This is a genomic window from Haemophilus sp. CCUG 66565 (assembly GCF_001679495.1).
Taxonomy (GTDB): Bacteria; Pseudomonadota; Gammaproteobacteria; order Enterobacterales; family Pasteurellaceae; genus Haemophilus; species Haemophilus haemolyticus_K.
Window position 1 is genome coordinate 287346 of record NZ_LZOX01000016.1, and the last position, 19079, is coordinate 306424.

The 19079-nt window shown below is 36.8% G+C and carries 20 protein-coding genes and 1 other annotated feature; of the genes, 8 read left to right on the top strand and 12 right to left on the bottom strand.

The genetic code is table 11. The annotated features are described in order from the left end of the window. Positions 1–75: 75 nt before the first annotated feature. A complete protein-coding gene (locus tag A9501_RS06950) occupies positions 76–1461 on the bottom strand; it encodes an outer membrane protein transport protein (protein ID WP_065265485.1) in 1386 nt (461 codons plus the stop codon). A 198-nt stretch (positions 1462–1659) separates the two neighbouring features. On the opposite strand from A9501_RS06950, the gene A9501_RS06955 reads away from it, so the two are divergent. After that, entirely contained in the window at positions 1660–1947 is a 288-nt protein-coding gene (locus A9501_RS06955; protein WP_065265362.1) for a YfcZ/YiiS family protein, read from the top strand. Positions 1948–2015: 68 nt separating this feature from the next. On the opposite strand, the gene A9501_RS06960 is transcribed toward A9501_RS06955, so the two are convergent. The 6 genes from A9501_RS06960 to A9501_RS09740 all read right to left on the bottom strand — a co-directional run bounded on the left by A9501_RS06960 (position 2016) and on the right by A9501_RS09740 (position 6793). Further along, positions 2016–2897 (bottom strand): alpha/beta hydrolase, encoded by an 882-nt coding sequence (locus A9501_RS06960; protein ID WP_083071917.1) that lies wholly within the window; start codon positions 2895–2897, stop codon positions 2016–2018. 46 nt (positions 2898–2943) lie between these two features. After that, positions 2944–3852 (bottom strand): siderophore ABC transporter substrate-binding protein, encoded by a 909-nt coding sequence (locus A9501_RS06965; RefSeq protein WP_065265364.1) that lies wholly within the window; start codon positions 3850–3852, stop codon positions 2944–2946. A gap of 10 nt (positions 3853–3862) precedes the next feature. Next, a complete protein-coding gene (locus A9501_RS06970; protein WP_065265365.1) occupies positions 3863–4624 on the bottom strand; it encodes an iron ABC transporter ATP-binding protein in 762 nt (253 codons plus the stop codon). Then, positions 4615–5574 carry an iron chelate uptake ABC transporter family permease subunit gene (locus tag A9501_RS06975; protein ID WP_065265366.1) on the bottom strand — a complete coding sequence of 320 codons (960 nt, stop codon included), beginning with the start codon at positions 5572–5574 and terminating at the stop codon, positions 4615–4617. Before A9501_RS06975 ends, A9501_RS06970 begins: the two co-directional genes overlap by 10 nt. Next, positions 5567–6520, bottom strand: coding sequence for an ABC transporter permease (locus A9501_RS06980; RefSeq protein WP_165818742.1), 954 nt, complete (start codon positions 6518–6520; stop codon positions 5567–5569). The genes A9501_RS06975 and A9501_RS06980 overlap by 8 nt, the downstream gene beginning before the upstream one ends. 117 nt (positions 6521–6637) lie before the next feature. Continuing rightward, positions 6638–6793, bottom strand: a complete 156-nt coding sequence (locus A9501_RS09740; protein ID WP_165818733.1) for a hypothetical protein — start codon at positions 6791–6793, stop codon at positions 6638–6640. Positions 6794–6909: 116 nt separating this feature from the next. Further along, positions 6910–7032 (top strand) — a sequence feature (His leader region). A 103-nt stretch (positions 7033–7135) separates the two neighbouring features. Between A9501_RS09740 and A9501_RS06985 the strand changes: the two genes are divergently transcribed. Together A9501_RS06985 and priC are read left to right on the top strand one after the other, a co-directional pair. Further along, complete coding sequence (locus tag A9501_RS06985) at positions 7136–8488, top strand: Na+/H+ antiporter family protein (RefSeq protein WP_065265368.1); 1353 nt, start codon at positions 7136–7138, stop codon at positions 8486–8488. A gap of 29 nt (positions 8489–8517) precedes the next feature. Continuing rightward, entirely contained in the window at positions 8518–9096 is a 579-nt protein-coding gene (gene priC / locus A9501_RS06990; RefSeq protein ID WP_065265369.1) for a primosomal replication protein PriC, read from the top strand. 14 nt (positions 9097–9110) lie between these two features. Here priC and ung read toward each other — a convergent pair whose 3' ends face one another. Continuing rightward, a complete protein-coding gene (ung, locus tag A9501_RS06995; RefSeq protein WP_065265370.1) occupies positions 9111–9770 on the bottom strand; it encodes a uracil-DNA glycosylase in 660 nt (219 codons plus the stop codon). 298 nt (positions 9771–10068) lie between these two features. On the opposite strand from ung, the gene grcA reads away from it, so the two are divergent. From grcA to era, 5 genes are all read left to right on the top strand, one after another. Further along, positions 10069–10452, top strand: coding sequence for an autonomous glycyl radical cofactor GrcA (gene grcA, locus A9501_RS07000; RefSeq protein ID WP_005628746.1), 384 nt, complete (start codon positions 10069–10071; stop codon positions 10450–10452). A 159-nt stretch (positions 10453–10611) separates the two neighbouring features. After that, positions 10612–12408 (top strand): translation elongation factor 4, encoded by a 1797-nt coding sequence (gene lepA / locus A9501_RS07005; protein ID WP_065265371.1) that lies wholly within the window; start codon positions 10612–10614, stop codon positions 12406–12408. 8 nt (positions 12409–12416) lie between these two features. Further along, complete coding sequence (gene lepB, locus A9501_RS07010; RefSeq protein WP_065265372.1) at positions 12417–13466, top strand: signal peptidase I; 1050 nt, start codon at positions 12417–12419, stop codon at positions 13464–13466. A gap of 1 nt (position 13467) precedes the next feature. Continuing rightward, complete coding sequence (gene rnc / locus A9501_RS07015) at positions 13468–14151, top strand: ribonuclease III (RefSeq protein ID WP_005628729.1); 684 nt, start codon at positions 13468–13470, stop codon at positions 14149–14151. After that, entirely contained in the window at positions 14148–15056 is a 909-nt protein-coding gene (era, locus tag A9501_RS07020; RefSeq protein ID WP_065265373.1) for a GTPase Era, read from the top strand. The genes rnc and era overlap by 4 nt, the downstream gene beginning before the upstream one ends. Positions 15057–15315: 259 nt before the next feature. Here the strand turns inward: era and A9501_RS07025 are convergent, their stop codons facing one another. Genes A9501_RS07025 through ppdD form a run of 4 tightly spaced genes read right to left on the bottom strand, consistent with a single transcriptional unit; the run spans position 15316 to position 19050 of the window. Further along, the gene (locus A9501_RS07025; RefSeq protein WP_065265374.1) at positions 15316–16005 is read right to left on the bottom strand and encodes a prepilin peptidase; all 690 of its coding nucleotides are present in this window, start codon (positions 16003–16005) and stop codon (positions 15316–15318) included. Further along, positions 16005–17222, bottom strand: a complete 1218-nt coding sequence (locus tag A9501_RS07030; protein ID WP_065265375.1) for a type II secretion system F family protein — start codon at positions 17220–17222, stop codon at positions 16005–16007. The genes A9501_RS07025 and A9501_RS07030 overlap by 1 nt, the downstream gene beginning before the upstream one ends. Further along, positions 17219–18613 (bottom strand): GspE/PulE family protein, encoded by a 1395-nt coding sequence (locus A9501_RS07035; protein WP_065265376.1) that lies wholly within the window; start codon positions 18611–18613, stop codon positions 17219–17221. The genes A9501_RS07030 and A9501_RS07035 overlap by 4 nt, the downstream gene beginning before the upstream one ends. After that, entirely contained in the window at positions 18610–19050 is a 441-nt protein-coding gene (ppdD, locus tag A9501_RS07040; RefSeq protein WP_046938705.1) for a prepilin peptidase-dependent pilin, read from the bottom strand. Before ppdD ends, A9501_RS07035 begins: the two co-directional genes overlap by 4 nt. Positions 19051–19079: the final 29 nt, after the last annotated feature.

Sequence of the window (19079 nt, forward strand, 5' to 3'; positions counted from 1 at the left end):
TTTCGCCTTGTTTTATAAAAAGAAAAGCACACTTCGTGTGGAAGTGTGCTTTATTATGCTAAATTTTCTAACCAATTAGAAACTATAATTTAAGTTTAAGCCGTAAAGATTTGCGCTTGCTTTAGAGGTATAATTCGCTGTTATTGTCGCTAACCCTCGAATTGGTTGGCTTTCGGTAAAGTGAATTTTTTTACCACGTAAGTGCGCAAAGCCCGCATCAATAGAAAGATTAGGGGTAAATTTATAAGTTGCCCCTACGCTATACCACATACGATTAGTATCTGGAATAGATGCACTTGCATGTTCTGTTGGTGCAGCAGCTTCATCATAAGCAATACCAGTACGAAGCGTTAATTTATCATTTACATTATAGGTTGCACCTAATGCATAACGAGAATTGCTACGATATTTTTCATCTTTATGGAAAGCGAGCTCACCGTCATTAAAGGTTGCGTGTAACTCTTTGAAACGGCTCCAGTGTGTAAATTTATAGCTGTAGTGCAATGCTAAATTATCTGTCACTTGGTGGAAACCTGATAATTCTAAATAATCTGGTAAGTGTAATGTTAATCCACCAGGACCAGTACGCCCATTTCCAATCGCTGAATCATCTTTAAAATCAATATCAACTTTTGAATGATAGGCTAAACCAACACGGTTATTTTCATTGAACTCATACACTAAACCTGCATTCCAACCAAAACCCCATGCATTTTTATCTTGTAAATGTGTAATAGTGCTATCTTTCTCTAGTGCTCGTAATCTCTTCAATGATGCTGCTGTATTTCGATCAAATAGTCCCATATTTCTAAGATTAGGAAGCATAACAGTCATAACATCTGGATTCTTCGCTGCATCTGATAAAATCCCAGCTCGACGTTGAACTTCTGCTTTAGCATAAATAGCATTAAATCCTAATCCTGCGCTTAACCCTTGAGTTACTTTATATGAACCACTTAAATTTAAATTAATTGCGCTTAAATCTGTAGTCCCACCAAATGTACCTGCATCATAGGTATTACTGTATTCGCTTTTCAATCCAAAATTCACATTCATACCACCACCGATAGCAAATTTGTCATTGATTGGTGCTACAAAATACATATTCGGAATCAATGAACCAGGAACAACATTATTATAATGCGCAGAACCTGTTGCTAAAGTACCTGTTGGATTTTTTTGGGTTCGATTCAGCGGAGAACTCACTGTAACTGGACCACTCATGTGAATTTTAGAATCCACATAAACGCCCCCCACAGAGAATTGATTCGTTTTAAATAAACTCATCAAAGCTGGGTTAGTTGCCACGACAGAGGCATTATCCGCAATCGCCGCTTCACCCGCATAGGCACGACCTAAACCAGAAGTCGATACTTCAGATAATTGGAACGCTGCAGCATTTACTCCACCAGCAGCGAATAACATCGCAGTTGCTAATACAGATTGATTAAATTTTTTCATTTGGAAACCTTTGTTATGAATAAAAATCTGGGCGATTCTAAAACCCGAATCTGTTGAGTGCAAATCCATTTCCTTGTTTTCATTAGAGTTCCGACCAGTTATCGGGAACTTTTTGCATTTAATGGGCTATTTTGTTCAATTTTTGTCATTCATAAGAAAAATGATAAAATGTACAAAAATTCATATAAGGAAAAGAAAATGACCGTAAAATGTAAAGCAGAAGAATCCTTAACCTGTAGCTGCGTTGATGTGGGCACAATTATTGATGGTTCTGACTGCACTGTAGAAGTACATCAATTTTATAGTACTGAAGCTGATGCCAATGCAGCTCTTGAACGATTAACAAAGAAAGCTCGCGATACAGAAAGTGATCCTTGCGAAATTAAAAGCGAAATCGTGGCAGCTAAAAACGGCGTTCAATTAAATGCCTCTTTCACTTTTAGTTGCCAAGCTGAGGCAATGATTTTTGAACTGGCGAATCGTTAGTATTTAATAACACACTAAATACTCAAAAAATTAACCGCACTTTTTAAAGTGCGGTTAATTTCTTCTTCCTATTTTGATTGTAAATCTTCCATCATTTGTTTTATTGCATCCTCAATTGAATCCCCATGATTTTTATGAGAAATCCATCGAAATATCACAGGATAACCCTGCTGTACTAATTTCTCTGCCAATTTTGGCGCATTAAATGGTCGCATTTTCTTACGCTGTTCAATACGTTGAAGTTGTTCTGATGTAAGCTTTGGATCTCGCTCAGGATATTCTTCATATTCACCTAAAGTGATCAATATATGCTTAGGACTTGACTTAATCCAAGGCATTGTTTGCGGTAAAAATGAACCATTCCCCCACCAAAGTGATGGACTTGCTAATGTGTAATATTGAAATAAATTAGGTTGGTGAAATAATACATATAAACCGAATAGGCCACCAAATGAATGCCCGAAGAAAAACTGTTTCTCAGGATTAATATGGTATTGCTGTTCAATTTCTGGTTTAACTTGGGTTTGGATAAAACGCAAAAAATCTGAAGCCCCTCCACCATTTTTAAAATCCTCCCCATTCACAGGAAAAGTATAATCCCGTTGACGTTCCGCTATGGCATAGGCATTCTCTGACACATAACCAATTCCGACAATAAGCGGTAACTCTTGAGTAGGATCCACCGTATTAACCGCAATGGGAAATTGTGCATTACCATCAAGCATATAAAGCACTGATAATGGTTTATTGTTAACCTTAGGTTCCGCAATAAATAAACGATATGGCTTACTTTCAAAAAGAAGGTCTTTTTGATGAATCTTATAAAGTGTATTCATATTTTCGTTAATTTTAGGAATGATAAAATCAGGAGTCGCAAGAATCATGGGCGTATAAAAAACACTCAAAAACGCACCAATACATGTCAAAAGAGTTAAGAAGATTCGTTTCATGATTAAAATATCGACCGTACTACTACGGCCGATGATATAGTCGAAATTATTTTATGGCTTTCTCAAGTTCTGCGGCAATCACTTCCATTGATTCTAGTCCACCAAACGCCAAATACCAATTCGCCGCATCTAAATATATGATGTGCTTATTTTTATAAGCATTAGTCTGTTGAACAATAGCATTATCTAATACCTTTTGTGCATTATTGACTTTATCTGTCACCGCCGCCGTACGATCTACCACAAGCAAATAATCTGGATTTTTTTCTAAAAGATACTCAAATCCAACACTCATACCATGTGTCGATGACTTAATATTGGGATCAGCAGGTTTAAAACCAAATTTCTGGAAGACCATACTATAACGTGAATTATCACCAAAGGTACTAATTTTACTTTCATTCACTAACACAAGTAAGGCAGTCTTTCCTTTCGTCTCATTCGCGACTTGTGACACTTTAGCATCTAATGCATCTAATTTTGCTTTTGCTAGTGCTTCTTTATTAAAGATTTTACCTAATGCAGTAACATTTTCTTGGAAGCTTGGATAATAATTCGAGTAATCATTTTCCACATAGAACACGGGCGCAATTTCTTTCAATTTATCCAATAATTTTTGTTGGCGCGGTGCGGCAATAATCAGATCAGGATTCAGTTCATTAATCGACTCAAATGCTGGCTCAGGTAATGAACCAACATCTTTAAATTTATCTTGTTTAAACTCATCTAAATAAGTTGGAATATGTCCTACTTTAGGGAAGCCCACTATTTTATCAGTTTCTCCTAATGCTCGTAGGGTATCAGCTACACCAAAATCTAACACAACTACTTTTTGTGGATTTTGCGGCACGGTTTGCTCTCCTGCTGCATTTTTAACAATAATATCCTGCGCATTTGCCATCGTAGAAGCAAACAAAACAAAGCTAAGTGCGGTTAATTTTTTTAATGTTTTCATAAAGGATCTCCTATTTAAAATACACGGCAATTTTTTGTTGGTTAATTTCTTGAATTGGAATTTCCATATCATAAATATTCAGCAACACCTCTGACTGCATTATCTCATCTACTGAACCTTGAGCGACCAGTTTTCCTCGCTTCATCGCAACCATATAATCAGAATAGCAAGAGGCGAAATTAATATCATGAATCACAATGACTACTGTTTTGTTCAGTTCCGTCACAAGCTTTCTCAATACTTGCATAATTTGTACTGAATGTTTCATATCTAAATTATTCAGTGGTTCATCAAGCAAAATATAATCAGTATCTTGTGCTAGTGTCATGGCAATATAAGCCCGTTGTCGTTGTCCCCCACTCAGGTTTTCAATATATTGCTCACGAATATCATCTAAGTTCATATATTTAATGGCATTATCAATAAAAGTGCGGTCAATTTCTGTTAGGTTTCCTTTCGAGTAAGGAAAACGACCAAATGCCACTAATTCTTCCACCGTAATTCGTAGATTAACGTGATTCGATTGTTTTAATATCGCCATTTTGCGCGCAATATCAGTGTTTTTTTGTTCTTTTAATGGCAAATGATTCAAATAGACTTCGCCACTATCAGCTGTTAATAAGCGGCTGATAATACCCAGTACGGTACTTTTCCCCGCCCCATTTGGCCCAATAAATGAAGTGATTTTTCCTGTTGGGATCACGAGTGAAACATCATCCACCACTTTTTTTTCGCCATAAGATTTACAAATATGCTTAATTTCTACTGCCATTTTTTATTTGCTCTTAATAACAAAGAAAGAAAATATAATCCGCCTACAAAATTAATGATAACGCTCAGCGGCGTGCTGAATGTAAAGACTTGTGTCAATAAAAATTGCCCACAAACTAATGTAAATACAGCAAGTAACATCGCAGCAGGAATCAAGAGTTTATGGCGATAATCCTGCATGAATTCAAAGGTGATATTCATCACAAGAAGCCCTAAAAAAACTAAGGGGCCGACAAGGGCGGTCGAGACAGATGTTAAAATAGCTACAATAATCAACAATTTTTTAACCATATGTTGATAATCCACACCCAGATTCAGTGCCTGTTCTCGCCCTAGTGCCAACACATCAAGATACTTCCAGTAACGTAGGCTATATAAAATCACCGCCACTAACATCGCTAACGCCAGCCAAAGAATCTTAGTATTAATCCGATTAAAACTCGCAAAACCAAAATCTTGCGAAATTTGAAACTCATTTGGATCAATCAACACCTCCATAAAGGTGGTTAAGCTACCGAAAAAACTGCCAAAAACAATACCAACGAGCAATAAAAAGAAAATATTTTGTGATTCTCTTTTAAATAAGAAATGATAAAGCACAAGCATAAAACCAATCATTACACCTGTACTCATAAGAAATAGAACAAAAGGATTGATAGACAACAATGTCTTTGAACCAAATAAAAATAAAATCCCAGTTTGAATCAGTAAATACAATGAATCTAGCCCTAAAATACTTGGTGTGAGAATACGATTATTCACCACTGTTTGAAATAGCATCGTTGCAAGGGCAATAGCAATGCCGGTTATCACAATAGCGGATATCGTTAATGCCCGATTATTTAAAGCATATTGCCAACGATTTGGTAAATGATACCCAAGAAATAATACAATACTGACAAGTGCTAATATGCCTAAAATCGCAATACGAAGTAAGGATGATTTACGCATGACGGTACCTTTTCAATAAAAAATACAAGAAAATACCGCTCCCCATCACACCAACCACTGCATTAATAGAAATTTCATAAGGGTAAATCAAACAACGCCCCAAAATATCGCAAAACAATACAAAAACAGCACCTAAAAGTGTGGTGTGAGAAAGAATTTTTTTGAGATTATCGCCCAAATATAGTGTGACTAAATTTGGAATGATAAGACCCAGAAAAGGAATTACCCCTACAGAAACAATAATAATCGATGAAACTGTCGATACAATAAGCAAACCTATATAAAGCACTTGGTTATAATTTAACCCAAGATTAGTAGCGAAATCTTTTCCCATTCCTACAATCGAAAAACGCTGTGCAAATAAATAAGAAATAATCAGCATCGGCAGGCTAAAATAAAGCAATTCATAGCGCCCACTCATCACTAGTGAAAAGTCCCCTTGAAGCCAACCAGAGAGGTTTTGCAATAAATCTTGTTGATATGCAATAAATGCGGTGATTGAACTGATCACATTGCCAAACATCATTCCCACCAATGGCACAAAAATAGTATCTTTAAACTTTAAATGGGAAAGAATGCTCATAAATAATAGCGAACCAATAAAAGAAACAAGCACAGCAATAGCTGTTTTTAAAAGCATTGATGCACCTGGAAAAAAGAGAATGGCCAATAAAATGCCAAGACGCGCACTATCCATTGTGCCTGCAGTTGTGGGAGAAACAAAACGGTTTCTGCTTAATTGCTGCATCACCAACCCACAAATACTTAAAGAAGCACCAGCAATCAAAATACTCACTAAACGAGGCACTCGACTATCTAGAAATATTTGCCATTGACTATCTTCCAAATTGAATAAGCCCCTCATAGTGACGGAACTTACCCCAAGAAAAAGTGAAATAACCGAAAGCAAAATAAGCAGAAAAATCCAATATCGCCGTTTAAACATCATTATAATGAGAATAATTATTGATTATAAGAGGATAGCATATTGAATGATTAAAAGAAATTTAAATTAAATACGTGTCTAGTTTATCTTTTCAGAGCAGGAAAATAATACATCACTTTACTCAATAAAAGTGCGGTAGTTTTTTCCGCTATTTTTCCATTCGATTATTTGCTCAATTAACGAAATTAATTTATCTCTTTCAACACTATTTAGTTGATTAAATAATCGATCCAACTGGTAAACCTGCTCTGTCGGTTGTAGCTGACGAATCATCACCTCACATAGCTATTCTATAAAAATATAAAAACTTGTTGCATTCTCCTTATTTTTCCAGTAACTTGGCGGCTAGTATCTATTTGGAGATTTAATATGTTTATTATCCGTCGTCACTATCATCACCATTTTAACTGAATAATCTTTCAGGTTTTTGGTGTGCTTGGAAGATTTCTTCCGAGCTGACAGGATAATCTAAATGTTACCCCTCGGAAGGCAACTTTCGAGGGGTTTTATTTTATGACGATAAAAGGAGATTATACTATGCAACATCATTATTTATTCAACACATCAAATTTTTACAGTACAGTATTCACTATTTAATTTATAAGGAAAAACAAAATGTTATCAAATCCTGTTGTTATTTCGATCATTGTTTTGCTCACTCTTAGCTTACTGCGTATTAATGTAATTATTGCTCTTGTGATTGCCTCTCTCACAGCTGGGCTTTGCGGTGATCTAAGTTTAAGTAAAACTATTGAAACCTTCACTGGTGGCTTAGGTGGCGGTGCTGAGGTGGCGATGAATTATGCGATGCTTGGTGCGTTTGCTATTGCGATTTCTAAATCAGGTATCACTGATTTAATTGCTTATAAAATTATTACCAAAATGAATAAAAAGCCTACTTCTAGCAACTTAGTATGGTTTAAATATTTTATTTTTGGGGTGCTCGCCTTATTTGCCATTTCATCACAAAATCTTCTTCCCGTACATATTGCCTTTATTCCTATTGTTGTGCCGCCACTACTTTCTATTTTTAATCGTTTAAAAATCGATCGCCGAGCTATCGCTTGTGTACTCACCTTTGGTTTAACCGCTACTTATATGTTGCTTCCCGTTGGTTTCGGTAAAATTTTTATTGAAAGTATTTTGGTAAAAAATATTAATCAAGCGGGTGAAGCTCTTGGATTACATACTGATGTTACACAAGTTTCTCTTGCGATGCTCTTGCCTGTAAGCGGTATGATTTTAGGCCTGTTTATTGCTGTATTTATTAGTTATCGCAAGCCACGTGAATATGATGTTACTATTGAAGAACCCACGACAAAAGAAATTGAAGCTCACATTGCAAACATTAAATCAAAACAAATTATTGCCAGTGTCATTGCGATTATAGCCACATTTACCACGCAATTAATGACAAGTTCAACTATTATTGGTGGGCTAGTCGGGTTAATTATTTTTGCTGTATTTGGTATTTTTAAACTTAAAGAAAGTAATGATATTTTTCAAAAAGGGTTACATTTAATGGCGATGATCGGCTTTGTGATGATTGCCGCATCTGGTTTTGCGAATGTCATTAATGCAACAACAGGCGTCACGGATTTGGTTCAAGGTTTAAGTAATGGTGCGGTACAGAGCAAAGGGTTAGCGGCGTTTCTAATGTTACTAGTCGGGTTATTAATTACCATGGGAATTGGGTCGTCATTCTCTACAGTGCCGATTATTACTTCTATTTATGTGCCACTTTGTTTATCTTTCGGTTTTTCTCCATTAGCCACTGTAGCCATTGTAGGTGTTGCTGCCGCCTTAGGAGATGCAGGCTCCCCCGCCTCTGATTCAACATTGGGTCCAACATCAGGATTAAATATGGATGGCAAACACGATCATATTTGGGATTCCGTTGTTCCAACCTTTATTCACTATAATATTCCATTATTAGTGTTTGGCTGGATTGCAGCCATGTATCTTTAGCGATTATAATCCCCCGTTGGGGGATTTTTATGTCGATTCAATTACTTATTCAACGTCTGGAACAAAAAGTTCAACATCTTTATCAGGATTATTTACCTCAACGTGAAGAAAAAATCTTTGCTAAATTTGACCGCTCTTTATTTAGTGAGTACGGGCAAACTGTCGGTTTTTATCTAACTGAGCTAAAACAAACGCTTGATAAGATTAAAATGTTAGAATCAGACATTCCCACTCACTATGCCTATCTAGCAGAACGTTTAGTGGTTCAGTGTACGGTGCTTTCAGAAGCATTAGCACGCAAAAAAAATACGTTAAATACTCAATCCTCATCAGCTACATTCGCGCCCGTTAAAAGTCCACAACATAACATTCACAGGTTACCGCCAAGAGAACGTCTAGAAAAATATTATGAAGCATTAGAAAAACTAAATAAACTTTACCAGGAACAATGTGATTTAGCACGAACATCTCCCCTTCACGATGATGTGATTCGCCATACACAGCTCGCAGAACGTTATAAGCAACGCCATCAAAAATGCCAAGATGCGATAGATTTATTAGAAGAATATTTGGCATTCAAAGAAGAACAAGAAAATCACTCTTTATAATGGGGATTATCATATTAAATCTGCCAATCAATGGGATTTATCCCATTTTCTTCTAAATATTTATTCGTTTTGGAAAAATGATGACAGCCAAAGAAACCTCGATGTGCTGACAACGGGGAAGGATGCGGAGCCGTTAAAACAAGGTGACGAGTGCGGTCAATAATTTGCCCTTTTTTTTGTGCGTGACTACCCCAAAGTAAAAATACGAGTTTTTCACGATGTTCATTAAGCGCAGCAATAACACGATCGGTGAATGTCTCCCAACCGAAATTAGCATGTGAATGAGCCATACCACGCTCCACGGTAAGCACAGTGTTGAGCAACAATACTCCTTGTTCTGCCCATTTGACTAAATAACCATGTGATGGCATTTGAAATCCAGAAATATCTTGTGTGAGTTCTTTATACATATTTAATAGGGAAGGGGGAATGACTACCTCTGGTTTTACAGAAAAAGCCAATCCATGAGCTTGGTTTGGACCATGATAAGGATCCTGACCTAGAATCACCACTTTCACATCTTCAAAAGCGGTATATTTGAATGCATTAAATACATCTTCTTGTGGGGGATAAATCGTTTTCCCGCTTGCTCTTGCAAGATGAACCTGTTGTAGTGCATGTTGAAAGTAAGGTTGTTCTTTTTCTTTTCCGATAACATCTGTCCAGGTTTTCATTATTGTGATCCTATTAATAAGTTTGTTCTTATGTTCTTATGTTCTTATGTTCTTATGTTCTTATTATAAACAAAAAAATTAAGGTAATAAAAAGCTTAAAAGTTAAATTAATGTTAAACAATTTTAAATAAACCTCTATAGAAATGACCAAAACTTAATTTAGATCAAGTTTTTAAAATTATCCTAAAAAGATAACCTGTTCTTTATCAAAAAAATCTAAAATAATTTGAAACCTTCAAATTATTTGATAAAATTTATACAGTTTTTATGATTATTCAATGCCAATTAGGAGGCTATTATGATTAAAGGTATTCAAATTACTCAAGCGGCAAATGACAATTTGCTTAATTCATTCTGGTTGTTAGACAGCGAAAAAAATGAAGCTCGTTGCTTATGTGCAAAAGGCGAATTCGCTGAAGACCAAGTTGTTGCAGTGAGCGAATTAGGTCAAATCGAATACCGTGAATTACCAGTAAACGTAGCGCCAACTGTTAAAGTTGAAGGTGGCCAACATTTAAACGTAAACGTATTACGTCGTGAAACTTTAGAAGATGCGGTAAATAACCCAGATAAATATCCACAATTAACTATCCGTGTTTCTGGTTACGCAGTACGTTTCAACTCTTTAACTCCGGAACAACAACGCGACGTTATCACTCGTACTTTCACTGAAAGCCTATAATTTCAGCTTGAATGAAAAAAGAAACCCCGAATTAATTCGGGGTTTTGTTTTATCTAAAATTTGACCGCACTTTTCCCTTTCATCCCTAGCGATTTCCATGCTTTTCAGGTACAATCCGCCAGTTAAATTTATTGATTTTTTTGAGAAAAACTATCTTTTATGAAGAATATTCGCAACTTTTCTATTATTGCCCATATTGACCACGGTAAATCGACGCTTTCTGACCGTTTGATTCAAACTTGTGGTGGCCTTTCGGATCGCGAAATGGAAGCGCAAGTGCTAGATTCTATGGATCTTGAGCGTGAGCGTGGAATTACCATCAAAGCACAAAGTGTTACTTTAAATTATAAAGCCAAAGATGGCGAAACTTATCAATTAAACTTTATCGATACACCGGGACACGTGGACTTTTCCTATGAAGTGTCTCGCTCTCTTGCTGCTTGTGAAGGGGCGTTGTTGGTAGTCGATGCAGGTCAAGGAGTAGAAGCTCAAACCTTAGCAAACTGTTATACCGCAATCGAAATGGATTTAGAAGTGGTACCGATTTTAAACAAAATCGACTTGCCTGCCGCAGATCCTGAACGCGTAGCGGAAGAAATTGAAGATATCGTGGGAATTGATGCGATGGAAGCGGTTCGATGCTCAGCTAAAACGGGTGTCGGTATCGAAGATGTATTAGAAGAAATCGTTGCAAAAATTCCTGCACCAGAAGGTGATCCTAATGCGCCATTACAAGCATTGATTATTGATTCTTGGTTCGATAACTATTTGGGCGTGGTATCTTTAGTTCGCATTAAAAACGGGGTATTACGTAAAGGCGATAAAATTAAAGTGATGTCTACCGGACAAACTTACAATGTAGACCGTTTAGGGATTTTCACGCCAAAACAAGAAGATACTACTATTTTAGAATGTGGTGAAGTTGGTTGGGTAGTTTGTGCGATTAAAGATATTTTAGGTGCGCCAGTTGGGGATACTTTAACGCTTCAACATAATCCTGCAACTGAAGTTTTACCAGGCTTTAAAAAAGTAAAACCGCAAGTTTATGCTGGACTTTTCCCTGTAAGTTCTGATGATTATGAAGCGTTTCGCGATGCTCTCGGCAAATTAAGTTTAAATGATGCCTCACTTTTCTATGAGCCAGAAAATTCTACCGCACTTGGTTTTGGTTTCCGTTGTGGTTTCCTTGGCCTTTTACATATGGAAATCATTCAAGAGCGTCTAGAACGTGAGTATGATTTAGATCTTATCACTACTGCACCAACAGTAATTTACGAAGTGCAGTTAACGAATGGTGATGTTGTTTACGTCGATAGTCCATCAAAATTGCCTCCGCTTAATAATATTGCTGAAATCCGCGAGCCGATTGCAGAATGTAATATGTTAGTGCCGCAAGAATATTTAGGTAACGTCATTACTCTTTGTGTGGAAAAACGTGGCGTGCAAACTAATATGGTATATCACGGTAATCAGATTGCGCTGACTTATGAAATTCCAATGGGCGAAGTTGTTCTAGACTTCTTTGACCGATTAAAATCAACATCGCGTGGTTATGCTTCGTTAGATTACGGTTTTAAACGTTTCCAAGCTGCAGATATGGTTCGCGTGGATATTATGATTAACAGTGAACGAGTAGATGCTTTGGCTTTAATCGTTCATAAAGATAATTCACAATATCGTGGGCGTGAATTGGTTGAAAAAATGCGTGAGTTAATTCCTCGTCAGCAATTTGATATTGCTATTCAAGCGGCAATTGGAAACCACATTATTGCTCGTTCTACGGTAAAACAATTACGTAAGAACGTATTAGCAAAATGTTATGGTGGAGACGTGAGCCGTAAGAAAAAACTCTTACAGAAACAGAAAGAAGGTAAAAAACGTATGAAATCTTTAGGTAATGTAGAAGTACCACAAGAAGCGTTTTTAGCAATTTTACATGTAGGAAAAGATAAATAAGGGAAATTATGTCAAATTTATTTTTTGTAATTTTACTAGCTGTTGGTTTTGGAGTATGGAAATTATTGGATTATTTCCAATTACCAAACACATTCAGTATTGTACTGCTAATTTTGACCGCACTTTCAGGGGTCTTATGGTGCTACCATTATTTTGTGGTAACGCCAAAACGGAATCGTAAAATCGCACGTGCTGAACAGCGTTCAGGTCAGGCATTAACAGATGAAGAAAAAGCAAAAATTGAACCGGTTTCTGAGGCTTCTGAATTTTTATCATCTCTTTTTCCAGTACTTTCTGTCGTATTCTTAGTGCGTTCTTTTTTATTCGAACCATTTCAAATTCCTTCTGGCTCAATGGAGTCAACCCTACGAGTGGGCGATTTTTTAATCGTAAACAAATATACTTATGGCATCAAAGATCCTATTTTCCAAAATACAATTATTGCTGGAAATAAACCTCAACGTGGAGATGTCATTGTATTCAAGGCACCTGAACAAGCTTTAATTCGCACGGGCCTAGGTGCAACTCGAGCTGCTTTTGCAGAAAATCTTGCGTTAAGTTCAAAAGATAATATGTCTGGTGTCGATTATATTAAACGTATTGTTGGAAAAGGCGGAGACCGCGTCATTTTTGATGCGGAACAAAAAACGTTAAAAGTGGTATATGGAAAAGAAGGTAAACCTTGTGAAATTGATTGTGAAACCAAAGCGTTTGAATATACACAAAATCCAACAAATCCAGCCTTTCCGAATGAATTAGAATTGACTGAAAAAGGTGATGTGACACACAATGTATTAATTAGTGAATATCGTCGTTATTCAGGTCCTGAGTTTTTCCCACAAGAAGGTATGCAAACTGCAGAATGGCTTGTGCCAGAAGGGCAGTATTTTGTGATGGGGGATCACCGTGATCACAGCGATGATAGCCGTTTCTGGGGCTTTGTGCCTGAAAAAAATATTGTGGGTAAAGCCACTTATATTTGGATGAGCTTAGAAAAAGAAGCGAATGAATGGCCAACCGGTTTCCGCTTTGATCGTTTCTTTACAGCAATAAAATAAGATGAATCATTTAGATCGACTTGAGCGTAAAATCGGTTATCGTTTTAATGATATTGCGCTTTTAAAGCAGGCACTTACGCATCGAAGTGCGGCGACTCAACATAATGAACGCCTAGAATTTCTAGGCGATTCTATTCTTAATTTTACTATCGCTGAGGCGCTTTATCATCAGTTTCCACGTTGTAATGAAGGTGAACTGAGCCGTATGCGAGCTACTTTGGTGAGAGAGCCCACTTTAGCGATTTTAGCGCGTCAATTTGAATTGGGCGATTATATGTCGCTTGGTTCTGGTGAGCTAAAGAGCGGTGGTTTTCGCCGAGAATCTATTCTTGCCGATTGTGTAGAAGCGATTATTGGCGCAATGTCTTTGGATCAAGGATTGGCTGTGACGACCCAAGTGATTCGAAATTGGTATCAACAATTATTGGCTGAAATTAAACCTGGTGATAACCAAAAAGATGCGAAAACTCGTTTACAAGAATATTTACAGGGTAAACATCTACCATTGCCAACTTATGAAGTGGTCAATATTCAAGGGGAAGCCCATTGTCAAATTTTCACTGTTGAATGCAAAGTGAAAAGTGCGGATAAAATTGACCGCACTTTTGTGGCAAAAGGATCTAGCCGTCGTAAAGCTGAACAAGCGGCAGCAGAACAAATTTTAAAAGAACTGGACATCAAATGACCGAAAAATTCGACAAAACCTATTGCGGCTTTATTGCTATCGTAGGTCGCCCAAATGTGGGTAAATCAACGCTCTTAAATAAAATTTTAGGACAAAAAATTTCAATTACATCGCGTAAAGCTCAAACTACACGTCACCGTATTGTTGGGATTAAAACTGAAGGGGCGTATCAAGAAATCTATGTGGATACTCCAGGACTTCATATTGAAGAGAAGCGTGCGATTAACCGTTTAATGAACCGCGCAGCAAGTAGTGCTATCGGCGATGTTGATTTAATTATTTTTGTCGTAGATGGCACACACTGGAATGCAGATGATGAGATGGTGCTAAACAAATTACGCAATGCAAAAGCACCAGTTGTGTTAGCTATTAACAAAGTAGATAACATCAAAAATAAAGATGATTTGTTACCGTTTATTACGGAACTTAGCAGTAAATTTAATTTTGCTCACATTGTGCCAATTTCTGCACAGCGTGGTAATAATGTTCATGAATTAGAGAAAATTGTACGCCAATCTTTACGCGAAGGTGTCCATCATTTTCCAGAAGATTATGTCACAGACCGTTCGCAACGTTTCATGGCATCGGAAATAATCCGTGAAAAATTAATGCGTTTTACCGGTGAAGAATTACCTTATTCTGTTACTGTTGAAATCGAACAGTTCAAAGTGAATGAACGTGGCACTTATGAAATAAATGGACTAATTCTCGTTGAACGTGAAGGCCAGAAAAAAATGGTAATTGGTGCGGGCGGTCAAAAAATTAAAACTATTGGTATGGAAGCACGCGCTGATATGGAACGTTTATTTGATAACAAAGTCCATCTTGAACTTTGGGTGAAAGTGAAGTCAGGTTGGGCAGATGATGAACGTGCACTGCGTAGTTTAGGATATATGGATGAATAAAGTGCGGTAATATTTCTGATATTCTTAAAATCGCATTATGCTAGGCATAATGCGATTTTTCTATTTATAACAGTTATAAATTTTCCATAAAAAATATCCTTTTATTTTTCCTATTGATTCAATTTAGCAACTACTTTTTCAATCTTTTATCTACTATATAGGGATCAAAATTGCGGAGGAATCCAACTAACAAGCTTTGATTATAAAATGTGGTAAATAAACATCCTATATTTAAATTATTTGGCATAAATAGTACAAATTAAGTATAAATTTGGACAATAAATAACACGATTGCCGATATACACATAAAAGGTGCAAAGGGTAAGAATCGGGATTTTCGTCGATAAACCAATGTAAAAACGATTCCTAATAAGCACGCTATGAGTAAAAAGTGTGGTAAATGTGACAATGGAGTAAAACTACCTAACCCTAATGACAACCACCAATCACCTTTACCAAAAACTTCCTTACCATAATAAACTTTTGCCCCTCCATAAATGAGCCCAAAAACAAAGAAGAAACCAGCTGAGCTTTGCAAGCTTTCGATTAACGATAAAGGGGAAAAATAGAAATAAGCCCCTAATACGCCTAAAGCAAATAATGCTAAGCAAAGCGTTGGAGAAATAAGTTGATAATGCCAATCAAGGTAACTCATTGTCCAAAGCATAAGAAGTACTACTCCAGCCCATAATAAGAGAGATTCATTTTTTAATATCAAATGCAAAAAGAGAAATAAAAAACCGACACTAAAAAAGTAAACTAAAATATGACCGCACTTTTTCTGTTGAATTGTAGAAGCATCAGGTTGAAAAAATGGGGCATTTTCTGGGAACAATTCAATATAAGCATCATAAATATCTTTCTGTAAACAAGTAATAAACTCCGATACATAGCACCATAAAACTACGCCACTAATCCCACCGAATAAAAATGAGGCTAAGTAAATCATTAAATCACTGCGCCCATATTAAAGATAGGTAAATACATTCCCATCATAATAATCCCAATCAGACTGCCGATGATCACCATCATTAATGGTTCTAACATTTGTGAGAGTAAGTCAATTTGATGGTTAAGTTTTTCTTGGTAATTATCCGCAATATGCTCTAGCATCAAAGCGAGTTTTCCGCTTTGCTCACCAATTTGGAGCATTTGTTGTGCTTCCATTGGGAAAAGCTCGCTACTTACGCTATTAGAAAACGCATAGCCTTGAGAAACCCATTGTAAAATTGACCGCACTTCTTTATCTAATACGATGTCATTTACAAGCGTTTTCTTGGTTTGCCACGTTTGTGTGCGAGGGAGAAAACTGTCTAGTGCTTGATTAAGCGGTACGCCGGCCTGCAACATAATTTGTAAACTTTGACTAAAGTTCACTAAACGTGAACGCTTTTGAATTGTGCCAAAAATAGGCGTAATAGAGAGGAGTTGATTTTTCTTTTGATGAAACCAAGTCTGGCGTTTTAGATAGAAGTAATAAAATAGAAAAAAACTAAAAGCGAAAAATAGCAAAATCCCAATATTTTGCTTAAGAAAATTAGATATAGAGAGCAATATTGCGGTTATTGTTGGTAACTCAGCATTATTACCACTGTACATTTCAGCAAATTGAGGCACGATAAAAAGCAGTAATGCGAGCGTCAATAATAGAGAAATTCCTAACACCATTGAGGGGTACAGCATAATTTTCTGTAATTTGCGTTGTAATGCTAAAGATTGGCTACGATGTGTGGCTATTTTTTTACAAACAACGGAAAGTTTTCCCGTCATTTCTCCCACTTGAATCAGTTGAATTTCTTGTTGAGTGAGATATTTCCCTTGTTGTTCAATGGCTTGTGAGAATGCTAAACCAGATTCAATAGATTGAAGCAGTCGCTCAAGCCATTCGTTGAGCATAATTTGAGTACAATTTTGTTGCAAAATTTGCAGGCTGTTTTTTAACGGAATTGCGGACTGTAGCAATGTCGCTAATTGATTGAGTAATTCGCTAATTTCTGAATTTTTGGGCTTTGCCCCAAATTGCCAGTTTTGTTGTAATTTGATGTGAGTAAGCCCGCGGCTTATTAATTGAAAGTATGCTTGTTGTTTCGTATCCGCAATAATTGAGCCTTTTTGTTTCTGATTTAATGCGTTACTACCTTGATAATAAAAGAGTTTTTTAGTCATGAGTTTTTACCTAACACACGTTCAATTTCTTTCTCATCTGTTATACCTTGGCTCACTTTTTCTAAACCACTCATATGTAAATTTTTAAAATCCGTTTGATAACCATTCTGCTGCCAATGTAGAAATTGATACACGCCGATTCGACCTCGATAACCTTGATGGCAATCACAAGAATTTATTAAATTTCCACCGCACTTTGGACAGATTTTTCGTACAAGACGTTGCGCAATGACGAGCAGTAAACTGTTTTCAATTTCATGTTGTTGAATACCGAGTTGTTGTAAGCGAGAAATGGCAGATATTGCATCATTGGTATGTAAAGTTGAAAGCACCAAATGCCCCGTTTGAGCGGCACGTAGTGCAATCATTGCACTTTCTTCATCTCGAATTTCACCTAGCATAATGATATCGGGATCTTGACGTAAAAAAGTGCGCAATAGACGGCTAAAATCTAATCCAATCTGTGGATTAATTTGGCTTTGAATAATGCCATCAAGCTCAATTTCAATGGGATCCTCAGCGGTCATAATATGTTTATCTGGTGTATTCAGCCACTGAAGTGCGGTGTAAAGTGAGATACTTTTCCCACTTCCTGTTGGGCCAGTTACTAAAATTAATCCTTGTGGTTGGCTAAGTGCGCATTGAAATGCTTGCTGTTGATTTTCAGTCATGCCTAGTTCAGAAAAGCTGAGTTCTACTGGTTTATTTTGCTGTGCTCTCAGGACAACTTTCTCTCCCCAATGAGTTGGTAACGTTGAAAGACGGAAATCAAGAATATCAGAAAACGTAGTTTTAAATTGAAATCGTCCATCTTGTGGAAGGCGGGTTTCACTAATATCTAATTTAGCGAGCAGTTTTAGGCGAGAAATAATTCGATTCGCTAAATTTTTGCTAAGTGGAGGCTGAGCTTGTAAAACACCGTCAATTCTAAACCGCACTTGGAAATGATCCGATAAAGTCTCCAAATGAATATCTGAGGCATTGTTTTGTAAAGCGGATTCAAAAATTTGATTAAGTAATCGAATGACGGGCTCGTCATCTTGTTGTTCAAGATGAGACTGTTCTTGATGTTGGTAGTATTTAACTTGCTCTTCCACTTGAAGTTGATTAGGGGCAAGTTGTTGTAATAGTTCTTTAAGTTGAGTGCTTTCTAATAAAACAGGCTCAACAAGTTTACCGGTTATAAACGCAATAGTTTCACAGGCAGAAAGATTAGAAAGGGAATCGACACCTAACCAAAGACGATTATTTTCTTCTTTGAGTGGTAACGCAAAATAACGTAAGAGTAGCGACTGTTGTTGCTGATTACGCCCCCATAATTCTGGCGAGATCGTAAATATCTCGCCATTTTGTGCTTTTACACGAGGTTTTGCACTAGTTAAGTCGATCATTTTGAACAGAATCCAGCAGGGAAAATATCGGCATTCGTTGTACCACAGGTAGTTTTCCATGTAACGCCGTTTGCACTATTGCCTTCAGCAGTAAGTGTGTAACTCATTCCGTCTAATGTACCATTACCCGCTACTGTTATTGCACCGTTGCTTGTTGTCACTGATTTTACATAGCCTTTTGCTGTTGTAATATCAGCCGCAATTCCATTGCTTCCTCCCGAGCAACTGGAAGGTTTACCTGTGCTATAAACGCATAATTCCACATCTGACTTATAAGGTGCAGATGCTTGCAGTAATTCGGATACCGCGGCTTTTTTGGTATAATTTTGATAAGAAGGAATAGCGATAGTAGCTAAAATCGCGATGATGGCGATGACTATCATCAATTCAATTAATGTAAAGCCTTTTTTCAAGGTAGTTTGTGTAGTTAGTTTCATTTATTTTCCTTTCGTTAAGCCTTTATTGG